This window comes from Rhodospirillaceae bacterium, from assembly GCA_016712715.1.
GTDB lineage: Bacteria > Pseudomonadota > Alphaproteobacteria > Dongiales > Dongiaceae > Dongia.
In genome coordinates, this window is sequence record JADJQM010000001.1 from 687,429 (window position 1) to 701,158 (window position 13,730).

General features: G+C 62.3%; 14 protein-coding genes and 2 pseudogenes. 5 read left to right on the plus strand and 11 right to left on the minus strand.

Annotated elements, in window-relative coordinates; translation table 11 throughout:
- Nucleotides 1-24 precede the first annotated feature (24 nt).
- On the plus strand, nt 25-1,095 hold the full coding sequence (locus IPK59_03410; GenBank protein MBK8157866.1) for a thermonuclease family protein: 1,071 nt from the start codon (nt 25-27) through the stop codon (nt 1,093-1,095).
- Here IPK59_03410 and IPK59_03415 read toward each other — a convergent pair.
- Together IPK59_03415 and IPK59_03420 are read right to left on the minus strand one after the other, a co-directional pair.
- Nucleotides 1,092-1,829: an amino acid ABC transporter permease gene (locus tag IPK59_03415; GenBank protein MBK8157867.1), complete on the minus strand. Its 738-nt coding sequence runs from the start codon at nt 1,827-1,829 to the stop codon at nt 1,092-1,094. The genes IPK59_03410 and IPK59_03415 overlap by 4 nt on opposite strands.
- Nucleotides 1,830-1,917: 88 nt before the next feature.
- Nucleotides 1,918-2,727: a transporter substrate-binding domain-containing protein gene (locus tag IPK59_03420; GenBank protein MBK8157868.1), complete on the minus strand. Its 810-nt coding sequence runs from the start codon at nt 2,725-2,727 to the stop codon at nt 1,918-1,920.
- 229 nt (nt 2,728-2,956) lie between these two features.
- Here IPK59_03420 and IPK59_03425 point away from each other — a divergent pair, with 229 nt between their 5' ends.
- Complete coding sequence (locus IPK59_03425; GenBank protein ID MBK8157869.1) at nt 2,957-4,678, plus strand: EAL domain-containing protein; 1,722 nt, start codon at nt 2,957-2,959, stop codon at nt 4,676-4,678.
- Nucleotides 4,679-4,696: 18 nt separating this feature from the next.
- Here IPK59_03425 and IPK59_03430 read toward each other — a convergent pair whose 3' ends face one another.
- On the minus strand, nt 4,697-5,581 hold the full coding sequence (locus tag IPK59_03430) for a sugar ABC transporter substrate-binding protein (protein MBK8157870.1): 885 nt from the start codon (nt 5,579-5,581) through the stop codon (nt 4,697-4,699).
- A gap of 477 nt (nt 5,582-6,058) precedes the next feature.
- Between IPK59_03430 and IPK59_03435 the strand changes: the two genes are divergently transcribed.
- A complete protein-coding gene (locus IPK59_03435) occupies nt 6,059-6,628 on the plus strand; it encodes a manganese efflux pump (GenBank protein ID MBK8157871.1) in 570 nt (189 codons plus the stop codon).
- A gap of 3 nt (nt 6,629-6,631) precedes the next feature.
- Here IPK59_03435 and crcB read toward each other — a convergent pair whose 3' ends face one another.
- Entirely contained in the window at nt 6,632-7,009 is a 378-nt protein-coding gene (gene crcB / locus IPK59_03440) for a fluoride efflux transporter CrcB (GenBank protein MBK8157872.1), read from the minus strand.
- 365 nt (nt 7,010-7,374) lie between these two features.
- Here crcB and IPK59_03445 point away from each other — a divergent pair, with 365 nt between their 5' ends.
- The gene (locus tag IPK59_03445) at nt 7,375-8,067 is read left to right on the plus strand and encodes a class I SAM-dependent methyltransferase (GenBank protein MBK8157873.1); all 693 of its coding nucleotides are present in this window, start codon (nt 7,375-7,377) and stop codon (nt 8,065-8,067) included.
- Between the two features lie 177 nt (nt 8,068-8,244).
- Here IPK59_03445 and IPK59_03450 read toward each other — a convergent pair whose 3' ends face one another.
- The 4 genes and pseudogenes from IPK59_03450 to IPK59_03465 form a co-directional block, all read right to left on the minus strand.
- Nucleotides 8,245-8,418 (minus strand): hypothetical protein, encoded by a 174-nt coding sequence (locus IPK59_03450; GenBank protein MBK8157874.1) that lies wholly within the window; start codon nt 8,416-8,418, stop codon nt 8,245-8,247.
- A pseudogene (locus tag IPK59_03455) lies at nt 8,396-9,731 on the minus strand (phosphotransferase family protein). The gene IPK59_03450 and the pseudogene IPK59_03455 overlap by 23 nt, the downstream one beginning before the upstream one ends.
- Nucleotides 9,722-10,746, minus strand: a pseudogene (locus IPK59_03460) (acyl-CoA dehydrogenase family protein). The pseudogenes IPK59_03455 and IPK59_03460 overlap by 10 nt, the downstream one beginning before the upstream one ends.
- 12 nt (nt 10,747-10,758) lie before the next feature.
- Nucleotides 10,759-11,523 carry an SDR family oxidoreductase gene (locus IPK59_03465; GenBank protein MBK8157875.1) on the minus strand — a complete coding sequence of 255 codons (765 nt, stop codon included), beginning with the start codon at nt 11,521-11,523 and terminating at the stop codon, nt 10,759-10,761.
- Nucleotides 11,524-11,767: 244 nt separating this feature from the next.
- Here IPK59_03465 and IPK59_03470 point away from each other — a divergent pair, with 244 nt between their 5' ends.
- Entirely contained in the window at nt 11,768-11,953 is a 186-nt protein-coding gene (locus tag IPK59_03470) for a hypothetical protein (protein ID MBK8157876.1), read from the plus strand.
- Nucleotides 11,954-12,025: 72 nt separating this feature from the next.
- Here IPK59_03470 and ppa read toward each other — a convergent pair whose 3' ends face one another.
- From ppa to IPK59_03485, 3 genes are all read right to left on the minus strand, one after another.
- Complete coding sequence (ppa, locus tag IPK59_03475) at nt 12,026-12,565, minus strand: inorganic diphosphatase (protein ID MBK8157877.1); 540 nt, start codon at nt 12,563-12,565, stop codon at nt 12,026-12,028.
- 166 nt (nt 12,566-12,731) lie between these two features.
- On the minus strand, nt 12,732-13,112 hold the full coding sequence (locus IPK59_03480; GenBank protein MBK8157878.1) for a glycine zipper family protein: 381 nt from the start codon (nt 13,110-13,112) through the stop codon (nt 12,732-12,734).
- Nucleotides 13,113-13,270: 158 nt separating this feature from the next.
- The gene (locus tag IPK59_03485; GenBank protein MBK8157879.1) at nt 13,271-13,633 is read right to left on the minus strand and encodes a hypothetical protein; all 363 of its coding nucleotides are present in this window, start codon (nt 13,631-13,633) and stop codon (nt 13,271-13,273) included.
- Nucleotides 13,634-13,730: the final 97 nt, after the last annotated feature.

Here is a 13,730-nt window from a genome sequence, read left to right on the forward strand (position 1 = left end):
CGCTCAAAAAGACTAGGACTTTCAATGAAGATTAATATCTGGCTGGCGACCACGGCCCTGCTCTGCCTGACCCTGGCCGCGGAACCCGCGCTGGCCAAGCAGAAGAACCCCCTGCAACCCCCACCTCCCGCGGTGCCCGTCGGTGATGTCGACGCCGTGCCCTTGGATGCCCCCACCCCACCGAAGCTGGAAGGCACTGGCCAGGCCATCGACGGCGACGAGATCGCCATCGGTGACGTCATCTTGCGGCTGGATGGAATCGCGGCACCGTTGATGACCGTGCCACTCGGGCCGGAAGCGCGCGTTGCCTTGCAGGCGCTCATCGACGGCCAGCGGCTGACGTGTGATGTGCTCGATCGCGGTGCTGATGCGCAGCATCTCTCCGGAATCTGCCGGATCGACGATGACGATATTGCCGAGGCGATGCTGGCCGGCGGCATGGCCGCGGTCTATCGCCCCTCGATCAAGGCGGATGCCACGTCACGCGAACGGGCGGCGCGGTACGACGCCGCCGAGACTGAGGCACGCGGTCGTAATCTCGGCCTCTGGACCAAGCCGCCGGAAGCCGAAGAGATCGCCATCGAACCCGCCCCCATGGTCGAACCGGCCATGGACCGCGACCTGCTGCGCGGCTGGCTTATCCAGGCGCCGTTCCTGATCTTCCTCACCTTGGCCGGGCTCATCGCATTGTTCGTGACCAGCAATCGCAAGCGCAGCCGCGACGACCAGTTGGAAGCCGAGACGCAGGCGCTCTTGGCGGCCCTGCTGGGCGAGGTGCTGGCCATCCGGGCTGCGGCACAGGCGGCGTTCGACAGCACCGCGACTCTCATCCAGGATTTGCCAATCCCAACCGCGCAGCTGGCTGGCCTTGCCTTGCCGCCGGCCACCGTGTTCGAGGCCAATGCCGCGCGCATCAGCTCATTGCCGCGTGAGGTCTCGGTCGATCTGGTGCAGTTCCATGCCCGGCACAGGGTGGTGAGCCGCATCCTGCTGCAGGCCTCGGCCTTGCGGTGTGAGCAGTTGCGGGCGTTCCTCGAGGCATTGATCCAGGCTGCCGACGAGCCGATGGTGCGGGCGGAGAAACTGCTCGATTAATTGTGCTGGGGATAGCGCCGCTCGAGATAGCGGGCGAGCGCCGTCAGCATCACCAGGATGGTGATGTATTCCAGGGCGAGGAAGGTATAGATCTCCATCGGATGCAGGATCTGCGTCTGCAGCAGGGTCGCGCGCCGCGTCCATTCCATGACGCCGATGGCCCCGCCCAGGGATGAATCCTTCACAATCGAGATGAACTGGCTGGTCATCGGCGGCAGCATGCGGCGAATGGCCTGAGGCAGGATGATGCGGCGCATCAGCAACGGCCGCGACATACCGAAGGCCAGCCCAGCATCAATCTGCGCTTTTGACACGGATTCCATCCCAGCGCGGAAAATCTCCACCAGGAAGGCGCCGGCATTGAGCGAGAGGCCGATGGCAACCGCCGTGAACGGCGTCATCTGGCGGAGCATATCCATGCCGGGCAGCTCGCCGAACTCCGGCGGCATTTCATTGATGGCGATTGGCAGCGCGTAATAGATCCACAACAGCAGCACGAAGAGCGGCACCATGCGGAAGCCTTCCACATAGAGCCAGGCCACGCGCCGCACGGCACGGAAGCGGCTGCGCGACATCAACGCACCGGTGAGCCCGATGATCGAGCCGAAGACGATCGCATAAAGCGAGATCAGCAGCGTGTACTGGATGCCGGCGGTCAGGAACCAGAAATGCTTGTCGCCAAGCGGCGTACCCGGAATGAGGGGCGACCAGTCGCCGCAACCGCCGAGAAGCAACGTTAGAATCAGAACGGCGCCGGTTCGGCCCAAAAACGATGATCGGGCCATACCAGCGCCGCTCCTTTTGACCTGAAGCTTGTTCGGCTTAGCTGCCGGCGATCCACTTGGTGAACAGCGAGTCAAAGAAACCGGACTGCTGCTTCAGGGAGACCCAGACACTGAGCCAGCGCTGCCAGGCGATGTCGTCCCGGACGGTCATCATGGCAATCGGCTGGCCTTCAATGGCATGGGTCGGATCGACGGCGACCACCTTGTCGCTGTACTGAGCAAGCGCCTTCTTGATGAAAATGGTGTCAGTGATGGCGGCGTCGACCTTGCCGGAAAGCAGCTCCTGATAATCAAGCGCAGGCGCCACGATCGGGACGATTTCGGCGTTCTTGAAGTTGGCCTTGGCCGAGCCTTCCGCCGAGGTGCCGCTCTGCACGGCAATGCGGATGCCGGCCTTGTCGAGGTCACGCCAGGACGCGTATTTGGCGCCATCCTTGACCTGGACCAACGGTACCAGGGGCGCGTCGAGATAGGGGTCGGAGAAGCCAATGCTCTTTAAACGGTCGAGTGTGAGGGTTATGCCCGAAGCCGCAACGTCATATTTCCCGGCCTGGATGCCGGCGGCCAGGGTTTCCCAGCTGGTCGGCACGAATTCGACCTTGACGCCAAGGTCGGCCGCAAGCTGCGTGGCCACGTCGATTTCGTAGCCCTTATAGGTACCGCTTGCCTGGTCGAGCTCGGAATAAGGGGGATAATCACCCGTGGTGCCGACGCGCAGCGTGCCCCGATCGAGGATCTGGTTCAGCAGCGATTTGGCGTCTTCCGCCGCGGCGGGTGCGGCAAGCATCGGTATGGCGAAGGCAATCGCCATGGTCGCGGCAACGAGGCCGTTAAGTATTTTGCGCATTTGAAGTCTCCCTGGAGGCTGGTTCCAACCATGGATAGCGCGCCGCGCGTGGGCTGCCAAGGGAAACAGCAGGCTTTTGACCCTCGATCGGCAAGACTTTCTAAGGGGTCGCCCCAGAATTTCCTGGGCATTTTCCCGCTACAATTGACAATTTATTAAGCTTAACAGCAGAAAATAATGGGACTCAATGAGTTCTGGCTGCCTTTCCCGCCCTATCTTTAGGAAGACCATGGCCGTCCCAACCACCGATCGCCTGCGCGAAGAGCGCGACCGCTTTGTCGGATTTGCGTTCTCCAACGCGGACATCCTGTTGGAGCTCGACGAGAGCAGCAAGGTCCTGTGGGCGGGCGGCGCGGTCAAATCGATCCTTGGCGTCGACAATGCGGACCTCACCGGCAAGCCGTTTACCAACATTCTGGCGACCGCCGACGCCATTCTGCTGAAGGCAGCCCTGCGCAATCTGGGCCCAGGACAACGGCGGCGCGACCTCAACCTCGTCCTGATGGACGAGACTCAGTCGGTCGGGGCAGACAGCACCGTGCCGCAGAAACGCCACGTCGTTTCGGTCTGCATCAACCGGTCCCTGAAAAAGGACTGGCCGCATTACTTCATGACCATCGTCAATGCCGCATACAACGCGATCCCGCATAGCGGCGCGCGACGGCGCGACCGGGTCACTGGCCTCGCCGAAGCTGTCGAGTTCACCTACGCCGCCACGCATGCCGTGCAGGAAGCGCGCAAGTCCGGGAAATCCGCCTGCCTCACCCTGCTGGAAATCTGCGAGACCGAAGAACTCAACCGCGTGATGGGGCCCGAGCGTGCCGAGGCCCTGCTGGCTGAGATCGGCGCACAATTGAAACTGCATGCCATCGACAATGAGTCCGCCGCCAAACTCGGCGACGGCAAATTCGGCGTGACGCATCTCGAAGGCACCGACACCGCCACGATCGTCAATGCCATCAACCAGGTGGGCGACGCCTTTGCCCTGCCTGCGGAAACGATTCATGCGACGGGCAAGACGATCTCATTCAGCGGCGCGTCGCTGGCGGATGAGGATGTCGAGAGCATCCTGTCCTATGTGGTCGGCAAGTTCAGCAACGAAAGCATCAAGAACTTCGACGCCAATGCCGCCGACCAATACCTGAAACGCATGACGGCCGAAGTCCTGAGCCGCGTCGTCGCCATGCGCGATCTCATCCATGAGCACCGCATCAATCTGCATTTCCAGCCGATCGTCTATCTCGCCGACCGCTCAGCGCACCATTACGAGGTGCTGCTCCGGTTCGAGGATGGCCGTTCGCCGTTTGCCGACGTCATGTTCGCGGAAGAAATCAATATCGTCCATGAGCTCGATCTTGCCGTGACCCATGGCGCCATCGCCCGCATCCAGCAATCGGAGAGCAAGGGCCAGGAGTTGCGGTTGGCCGTGAACATGTCCGCGCGCTCCTTGCTGAACGACAATTTCCTCGGCATGTTTGAGCAGTTGGCGGTCAAGATGGGCAAGAATCGCAATCGGCTCATCATCGAGATCACGGAATCGGCGAAGCTCGACGATCTGCCGAAGGCAGCACGCGCGGTTGACCTGTTGCGGGGCGCGGGGCACCTGGTCTGTCTCGACGATTTCGGCGCCGGCGCATCCTCCCTGCCTTATCTTCAGCAATTGCAGGTCGACTTCGTCAAGATCGACGGCGCCTATATCAAGAGCATCACCGAGAGTATTCGCGAACGCGCCATCGTCCAGGGCGTTCTCACCACCTGTCGCTGCCTCAACATCAAGACCGTGGCCGAGATGGTTGAGAAAGAGGACCAGCACAAATGCCTGTTGGACCTCGGCGTCGATCTCGGCCAGGGCTGGCTTTATGGCCGGCCGGCACCGGAGATCCCGATCGCAACCGGCAACGGCATCAATCGCCTCGGCAAGCGTCAGGGCGTCAAGGAAACCTGGGGCTGATCCTCGCCGATCACCCGGTTAGCGGATGCTGGCCTCCGATAGCAGCTTCATGGCCTTCGCATCCCTCTGTTCGATGAAACTTGGACCGGTCTGGTAGAAGCCGTCGCTCGTCACCGGCGCCAGTCGGTAGCGCTTCAGCAGGTTAAAGGTCATGACGGGCACATATCCCATTAAAAACGGTTGCGCATCGATGCCCCAAAGAATCTCCCCGTCGGAGATAGCGTCGAGCACCCGGGGCGACAGGTCGAACGTGCCGATGCCGGGCCGGGCATCGGCCGGAAGGTCTGCTGTCACATCCAGGGCTACCTCGGCCGAAGCAGCGCCCAAGGTCAGTATGAAATCCGTATCCGGATGTTCCGCCAGATAAAGTGCCAGCTGTTTTCGGGCGGCGATCGGATCGAGGGTTGTTTGCAGAACCGGCGCCGGCACGCCCAGACCATTGTTGAAACCGTGGCAGCGGGCTTCCAGGCTGACATTGCCCACCTCATGATCGATGCAGAGCGGGCGCCTCGCCAGGCGTTCATGAGCGCGTCTTCCAGCGGCCAACCCGGCACCAAATTCAGATTGACCCATGAAGAATAGAGCACCGACCTTTTTCGCCAGGGTCGGACCACCGGCATCAATCACGATGACGGGAATGCCGGCCGCCGTCGCCGCGAGGACCGCGGGCGACAACGCTTCTTCGTCAGGCATGCTGACGACGAGACCATCGGGGCGCGACGCGACCGCGGCATCAATCAATCGCAGCATTTCCGCGGTGCTGAATGTCGACGGAGAATGATACTCGACCGTGACGCCCAACTTGCCGGCCGCGTCGTTCATCCCGTTCTTGATGATCTCCCAATAGGGATCATTCGGCTGTCCGTGGGTGACGAAGACGACCCTGACCTCATCGGCCAGCAATCGGCTCGGCGCGAAGGCGACCGTCAGCAGCATCGCCGCGACAATCGCTGCCACCCTGCACCATGAGAGCATCGGCATCCGCACCTCCCAGACTGCGCCACACGGCCAGCGCCACCCCGGGTAAAGTATAGGGCGGGCAGCAAAATGAAAGAAGCAATGCCTGATCCGCCGCGCACCCAGATAGTCGTGGTGTAGCCATTGACGACTTTCTGTCCTAATAGGCGCATCGACTTGACAGCAACCCGCCAGCGCTCTACGTCATCCGCACTCATTGGGGAGTAGCCGCCTGCGATTACCAGCAGGGCGCATATCAACACACTTGATGGCGAAAGCCTTCATGGTATGCGCAGTTTCAGCACAGACGACGTCGCGTCGGCTGCCTGAACCGAGGCGAGACCAGTGGCACGCGTTCTTCCTGCACGCCAGGGGAAGAGGCTCGTGTCCGCTGATCTCAACGCCTGGCGCGGGAACCCGACAATGACTCTCAGCACCTCGCTCGCCCTCGCCTTCTCCCTTTCCGCCGATGCCTTCGCAGCCTCGCTCGGCAAAGGCGCCAGCCTGCATCGTCCGGGCATTCGCGAGGCAGCGCGCATCGGCGCCTTCTTCGGCATCTTCGAACTGGCGACACCCCTGATCGGACTGGCGCTCGGCTGGAGTATCGGCAGCTATATCCAGGCGGTTGATCACTGGATCGCCTTCAGCCTGCTCCTGGTCGTCGGCGGCCGGATGTCCTATCTCGCCTGGATGGGCGGTGCCGACGACGACGCGCCAAAACCCAACCGCCACAGCGCACTCGCCCTCATCGCCACGGCCATGGCGACCAGCATCGACGCCACAGCGGTGGGCGTGACACTGGGCTTCATGAACGTGCATGTTCCAATGACCATCGCGCTCATCGGCGCGGTGACGTTTGCGATGGCCTTCGGCGGCGTGCTGATCGGGCGCGCGGCGGGACCGCTTCTCGGCCGTTGGGCGGAATTCGTCGGCGGCATCGGGTTGGTGGCGATCGGGGTCAAGGTGCTGTTCGAACACGGCGTGTTCGGGTGACCCTCACCGCATGCCGGATTTGATGATGGCGAGACCGATGAAGACGGCGAGGATCGAGAGCAACACCGAGGCCAGCACATAGACCGCGAGCGACATCATGGCGCCGCGCTCGTAGAGCATCGCCGTATCAAGCGAGAAAGCCGAGAACGTGGTGAAGCCGCCGAGGATGCCGGTGGTCAGGAACAGCCGCCAGGCTTGCGACGCCTCGCCCTTGAAGGCGAAGTAGCCGGCGAGAAGTCCCATCGCCAGCGAGCCGACGATGTTGACGGTGAGCGTGCCCCAGGGAAAGTTCACGCCGAGCAACCGCGCGCTCGCCATGTTGACACCATGGCGCAAGGCACCACCGATCCCAGCACCGACGAAGACGATCAGATAGCTCATCAGTCGATGTGACTCCTGGCGATGCTGCAAATGGACTCGAACGACGGTATGGGGTGCGGGAGGAATGGTCAATGGGGGTGAGATGACGTGCTATGATGCGACCTTTAGCGCAGCGGATCGATACCCCCCCTCCCCGACCCTCCCCTCAAGGGGGGAGGGAGAAACTGATGACCCCCAGACCGGACGAACTCGCTGCAATCCTCTCCCCCTTGAGGGGAGAGTTAGAGAGGGGGTGTGTCGGCAACGAGCTCGGTTGTCCTCATGCGTTCACCGGCTGTGGGTATGCGACACGCGCACAGGTTGTTGCGTTGACGTCGGGGCCATCCCACTCTTAGCGTTGACAATCATCCGTGTGGAGGTGCCCGATGGAACGGCCGGATTGGTACTATGTCGATCTCAAGCAGGTCGGGCTCGATTTCGCCGACGTGGCGCAGGTCGAGAGTTACGACGAGCGTCAGGCGGACGATCCTGCCGAGGATAGCGCGTTGCTCGTGCAACTGGGTGTCGGGGCATCGCAGGTGGTCGCGGATTTCGGCTGCGGCACCGGCATGTTGGCCTGCGAAGCGGCAAAGCATGCCGGGTTCGTTCATGCCGTCGATATCTCCGCGGAGATGTTACGGGCAACACTCGCCCGGGCGAAGGCGATGCGGCTTGCCAACCTTGCGGCACACCAGGGCGGGTTCCTCAGTTACGAGATCGACGACGGGTCGCTCGACCTCATCACCACGAAATTCGCCCTGCACCATCTGCCGGACCTCTGGAAAGGCGTCGCTCTCACGCGACTTCATCGCAGCTTGAAACCGGGCGGCCGGCTGTTCATCCGCGACGTGGTGTTCTCCTGCGATCCGGCCGAGGTGCCGGCGGTCGCCGAAAACTGGATCAGTTGGATGGGCAGCAACACCGGCTATTCCCGCGAAGAAGTCGCGCAACATATCCGCGAGGAGTACAGCACCTATTCCTGGGTCATGGCCGGCCTCATCGAACGCGCCGGCTTTCGCATCGTGCATGCGGATTGCAGCTTGCGCATCTATGCGGATTATCTGGCGGAGAGGGTGTGAGACTCTCTTCGGAGTTTTGTGCGGCGGTTAGATACCCCCTCCCCGGCCCTCCGCCTCAAAAGGGGAGGGGGAAGAAGATGACTCACGAGACCGAACGAACTCGCTGTAGTCCTCTCCCCCCTTGAGGGGGAGAGTTAGAGAGGGGGTATGCAGGCAACGAACTCAGGTTCGCCAAATCTACACCGCCGACTCCGCCCCTCGTCCGCGCTGCCGTTGCGCCAGGTATTTCGTATTGGTGATGCGGAGTTCGGCCGCCGTCGTTTCGACCAGATGATCGATCAGCCTGGTTTCGTCCGGCGTGCCGGGTTGAAATTTGCGGGCGCGGATGTCAGCGGCGAGTTGTTTGCGCAAGGTCGGGAGATCGTCGTCGGATGGCTGGCCATAGAGGCGCGCCAGGCTGTTGCGCTCGGCCTGCGCCGCTTCGCGCGCGCCGACGATGTCTTGCTTGGCCACGGAGACTGCGCGCGCGATCATGGCGGCAAGGAACTTCTGCCGACCTTTGAGGGTTGGCAGCAGATCCTCCTGCAGTGTCACCAATGCCGAGTCGAGCAGCGCATTTGCACCAGGGCGTTGCTTCATGCGGCATCTCCCGAAGACGTGTCACTCTGTGATTTTTCGAGGCGGGCTTGAAGCCGGCCAAGCGCAGATCGACGAGCAGGTCATACTCCGTTTCCAATGACACGAGCCCGGTCAGCGCCAGCTCAAGCGAGCGCTCTCGGCCTGAAAGATGGCGCTCAGCCTGTTCGAGGGCCATGATCGACCAGCGAATTGCCGCCATCTGTTCCCAGAAGCGGACCTGCGCATCATCGACACCATGTCCGCCGCCGGCTTCATAGCCGGCGTAGAAGGCGGCGCGGTTGCCGATGCCGCCCGCTTCGGCGCCCGCCATGCCGAAACGCCAGCAGCGGGCGCAGAACCAGCCCAGATCCTCATAGGGATCGGACCAGCCGGCAAACTCGAAGTCGAGAATGCCGCTCAGCTTTTCCTCCAGCACCAGGTAGTTGCCGGTGCGGAAGTCACGATGGCACAGCGTCACAATATCGGTGCCGCGGCGATATCGAGGCGCTTCGTCTTCCAGCCGGTTGATGGCCCATTCCAACACCGGTTGCGCCTCGGGCAGGCGGTCTAGCTGGCCCCGGAAGCGCGCAAAGCGCGCCGCGACGAGATCCGCAGGTACCGGCGGCAGGAAGGCGAGATCACCCGGCGAATTGGCTGGTGTCACCTTGTGCAGCCTGGCGAGCTCCGCGCCCAGTTCGTGGGCCAGGGCATCACCCGCTTCCTCCTCCAGCGCCCGCACCAATTTCCTGGGATCGGCTGAGCCCTTGAGACGGCGCGTAAGATGGAAGGGGCTGGCCGATCACCGTGCCGGTGGGCTCGAGCCAGAGGGGCTGCGGTGCCTTCACACCGGCGCCATAGGCCGCTGTGAGCAAGGCGAATTCCTGCGCCTTGCCCCAGCTCTCGGCAATGCCGCTCGGCGCATCGGCGCGTAAGACGGCTTCATGCACAGCGCCATCGATGTCGAGATCAATCGCCCAATTTTCCTGGATGGCGCCACCGCCCAGACGGCCGATCAATGTCGCGCCAACCTTGCCGGCGCCCGTCTGCTGCTGGATGAATGTCTCAAGAGCGGCAATCTTGTTGGCAAGCACGCTGATCAACCCCATTTCCAGAAATCACGGCCTTCAAGCCCCAGATGTTGCGCCAGCACCATCTTGTGCACTTCCGAAGCACCATCGACGAGGCGCGCCTGCCTGGCATAGCGGTACATCCATTACAGGATCGTATCCTTGGAATAACCCTTGGCGCCAAGCAACTGGATCGCCGTGTCGACCGCCTTGTGCAGGCAATCAGCGACGGCGATCTTGGCCATCGAGACCTCCTTGGAGAGGCCGAGCCAGCGCATGCAATGGGTGAGACGCGCGATGCCGAGGCGGATCTGCACCGCCTTCATCCCCTCGCCGACACCCATCAGGCGGTCGCTGTCGGGAATTTCGAGGCCGTCGAAGATGAGCTCGCAATGGCCGCCATGCTCCTCCGGCCCCATGATCGGGATGCGCCGCTTGATGTGCCAGCCGGGGGCGGATTTATCGAACAGGAAGGCGGTGAGACCGCGACGCGGATCGTCGGAGGTGCGTGCCAGCAGGATGAAATGCTCGGCGGCCCTCGCCGCCGGTGATGAACCATTTGTGCCCGCGGATGATCCATTTGTCGCCGACCTTCTCGGCTGTCGTGCGCATCATGCCGGCGGGATCGGAGCCGGAACCGGGAGCCGGCTCCGTCAGCGACGATGGACGAGCGCACTTCGCCATGGACGATCGGCATCAGCCAGCGTTCCTGCTGCTCGGGCGTCGCGACCCGGGAGAGGAGATGGATGTTGCCGTCATCGGGTGCCGCGATGTTGAAGCAGACCGGGCCGAAGATCGAGCGGCCGGCGGCTTCGTAGATCGGCACCAATTCGGTGAATTTCAGCCCCTTGCCGCCGAGCCTTTCCGGCAACTGGAAATTCCACAGGCCGGCGGCCAGGGCCTTTGCGTGCAATTGCTGAAGCAGTTCCTCGCGGATGTTTTCGCCGGCATCGAAATTGGCGCGGTCGCTTTCCAGCGGTATGACATGCTCGTCGAGGAAATCGTCGATCCTGCGGACATAGTCTTCGGCGCGTTTGCTGATCGAGAAATCCATGACTTTAGCCCTTTACAGACTTGAATTGAGGTGGCCGCCATCGACCGTGAGCACCGTGCCGGTCATGTAGGCGGAGGCCGGCGAGGCCAGCAGCAGCAAGGGACCATCGAGATCCTGCGGCTGCCCCAGCCGCCGTTGCGGAATGCGCTTGACCAGGGTGGCGCCGGCTTCGCTGGCGAAGAACTCCTCGTTGAGCGCGGTGCGGATATAGCCGGGCGACAAGGCGTTCACGCGGATATTGTGCCGCGCCCATTCCAGGGACAGTGCCTTGGTCATCTGGATGAGGCCCGCCTTCGAGACGGCATAGGGCAGTGTCTGGTTGGCGACACGTTGGCCCAGGATCGAGGCGATGTTGATGATGTTGCCGGGACGCTTTTGCTTGACCCAGCGCTGCGCTGCCTCGCGGCTGGCGAGCCAGGCGCCCTTGAGGTTGGTATCGATGACCGCGTCCCAATCGCTGTCGGCAAGATCGAGCGAGGGCGTGGTGGGCGAGATGCCGGCATTGTTGATGAGCAGCGAGATGGGGCCGAGTTCGCCCTCGGCGGCGGCAAAGGCGGCGTTGAAGCCCTGCGCCTGGGTAATGTCGCCCGTGACGGATGCCGCCCGGTAGCCCAGCCCGCGCAGGCGCTCGGCTTCGGCGGCAATGACATCGCCGCGTCGGGCCATCAGCACGATGGCGGCACCGGCACCAGCCAGCACAGAGGCGAAATGGCGCCCGAGATCGCCAGAGGCACCCGTCACCAGCGCCACCTGCCCCGTGAGATCAAAATCCGCCATCGCCGCCCCTGAAGTTTCTTTTTCTGGGAGCACTATGCCTCTAGCGGCGGGTAATGGGAAAGGGCGCGATGCCCCAAAAAACTGAGACCCGCCACGGCCTTGGCCCGGCGGGTCTCGTTCTTTGTGTGTGTCGCAGGGATCTAGCTGGGATGAGCGGGATCTGGAGAGAACCCCCGCGTCGCACGCCACCCCTAAGGTTCCTCAAGAACCCGTCGGAATCCCTGGATCTCAGGTTGAGGACTGAGTGCTCAATCTGCTGTCAGTGTCAGATTGTGCGATCTTATCGCCGGTGGAGTCATGTTTTTTACGCACCCTCCTGCTTGAGGTGGACGGGATCACCTTCCGCGAAGCCAGCGATCCCGTTTCTCCTGAAAAAGGGATGCGGCGCTGGAAGATTCCAGAAAAACCACGCATCTCCCTTAAAGCATAGGGGTTCGATAAAGTCAAGAATTACGCAATAAAAATGCGCGTATTGCGCAACATTTATTGCATTTATTGCGCTTTATTTGTGGCTCGGCTTCTTGCCGTCTTCGATCGCCTTCCGAATGATGTTGACTGCTTCCTCGGTCTCCGCCCAGCGCGAGAACTTGACCCACTTGCCCTTCTCCAGGTCCTTGTAATGGCTGAAGAAATGCTGGACCTGGTCGCGCAGGACCTCGGGCAGGTCACGGTACGAGCTGACGTTGGAATAGAACGGATGCAGCTTGTCGACCGGCACGGCGATGATCTTTTCGTCGCCGCCGGCTTCGTCTTCCATCATCAGGCAGCCCACCGGGCGCGAGCGGACAATGGCGCCGGGAACGACCGGGGTCGGCCCCAGGACCATGATGTCGAGCGGATCGCCATCGCCGCCCAAAGTGTGCGGGATGAAGCCGTAATTGCCGGGATAGAACATCGCCGTATAGAGGAACCGGTCGACGAACATCGCGCCGGATTCCTTGTCGAGCTCGTATTTCACCGGGGTGCCACCGAGGGGAATCTCGATGACGGCGTTAATGTCGTAGGGCGGGTTCTCGCCGATCTTGATCTTGTTGATATCCATTTTGGTCTCTTTCAGGCTGACGCGCCCCGCTGGGCCCGTTTATGCTGCACTGCAAATAAAGACCAATCGGCTCGCTTCGCAACAAAAAAGCGCCGGCTGCGGCAATCGTCACAAAAAAACCCCGCGACCGGTTGTCCGGAAGCGGGGTTTCTTCAAAAACGCCGTGTCAGTTCAGGACGTTATAGCCACGGCCGGCCATGCAGCGGCGATAGACCTCGCGCTGGTTCTGGACACCCGTGACCGCGCCGCCGCCAAGACCCAGGGCACCGCCGCCGGCAGCGCCCACCGCAGCACCCGTGCCGGCGCTGACGCCGCCCACCAGGGCACCGGTGATGGCGCCAAGTGCCGCGCCCGCTGCCGCGCCACCCAGGGCGCCCACAGCGGCATCACCCACCGGGCTGACCTGGTTGGCGTATTGCTCGCACTCGTAATTATCCTGGGAATAGCGCGACGAATCGACGCCCTTGGTGTCAACCATCGGCTGGCTGTAGCTGGAACACGCCGCCAGCATCGATGCCGTCAAAACCGCCGCCACAATCCGCTTCATGTTAAGTCCCTTTCTTGCTTCTCATTCCGGCGGCCGGCCTGCGTGACCGGGGAGAGCCGGATAACCATAAATCACACGTATTATAGATCGTTTCCCTGCCCTCCCGAACACTCAATTTTAAGTGAGCGGCCGGGTCCCGGGGCCTTAAGCAGGGCCTTTTAGTAGTAGGTGCTGTAGCCGCGCCCACGCATGCAGTTGTTGAGCACCTGTTTCTGGTTCTGGGTGCCGGTATAGGCACCGCCGGCCAGGCCCAGGACGCCGCCCGCGGCAGCACCGACCGCAGCGCCTTCGCCGACACTGACACCCTTGAACAGCGCACCCGAGAGGGCGCCCAGGGCCGCACCGCCGGCCGCGCCACCGAGGGCGCCCACGGCCGCATCCTGGACCGGGCTCACCTGGTTGGCATAGGCCTGGCACTCGGCCAGATCCTGGTTGTAATTGCCCTGAGCAAAAACACTGGGGGCAAAAGCACCGGTGCTCAGAACCGTCAGCGTCGCAGCCAGCAGAAGAATGCGTTTCATGATCTGATCCCTTTCCCAACCGATTTCAGCTTTGGGTCACCAGGTCGCCATGACCGGCCCCGTTGCTGAAAGAATTAGGCGATCCCGCGGATTTCCG

Excerpts from the sequence above, each read along its gene's own strand:
- IPK59_03410 (MBK8157866.1), top strand. The coding sequence starts at position 25 with ATGAAGATTAATATCTGGCTGGCGACCACGGCCCTGCTCTGCCTGACC.
- IPK59_03420 (MBK8157868.1), bottom strand. The coding sequence starts at position 2,727 with ATGCGCAAAATACTTAACGGCCTCGTTGCCGCGACCATGGCGATTGCC.
- IPK59_03425 (MBK8157869.1), top strand. The coding sequence starts at position 2,957 with ATGGCCGTCCCAACCACCGATCGCCTGCGCGAAGAGCGCGACCGCTTT.
- IPK59_03435 (MBK8157871.1), top strand. The coding sequence starts at position 6,059 with ATGACTCTCAGCACCTCGCTCGCCCTCGCCTTCTCCCTTTCCGCCGAT.
- crcB (MBK8157872.1), bottom strand. The coding sequence starts at position 7,009 with ATGAGCTATCTGATCGTCTTCGTCGGTGCTGGGATCGGTGGTGCCTTG.
- IPK59_03445 (MBK8157873.1), top strand. The coding sequence starts at position 7,375 with ATGGAACGGCCGGATTGGTACTATGTCGATCTCAAGCAGGTCGGGCTC.
- IPK59_03465 (MBK8157875.1), bottom strand. The coding sequence starts at position 11,523 with ATGGCGGATTTTGATCTCACGGGGCAGGTGGCGCTGGTGACGGGTGCC.
- ppa (MBK8157877.1), bottom strand. The coding sequence starts at position 12,565 with ATGGATATCAACAAGATCAAGATCGGCGAGAACCCGCCCTACGACATT.
- IPK59_03480 (MBK8157878.1), bottom strand. The coding sequence starts at position 13,112 with ATGAAGCGGATTGTGGCGGCGGTTTTGACGGCATCGATGCTGGCGGCG.
- IPK59_03485 (MBK8157879.1), bottom strand. The coding sequence starts at position 13,633 with ATGAAACGCATTCTTCTGCTGGCTGCGACGCTGACGGTTCTGAGCACC.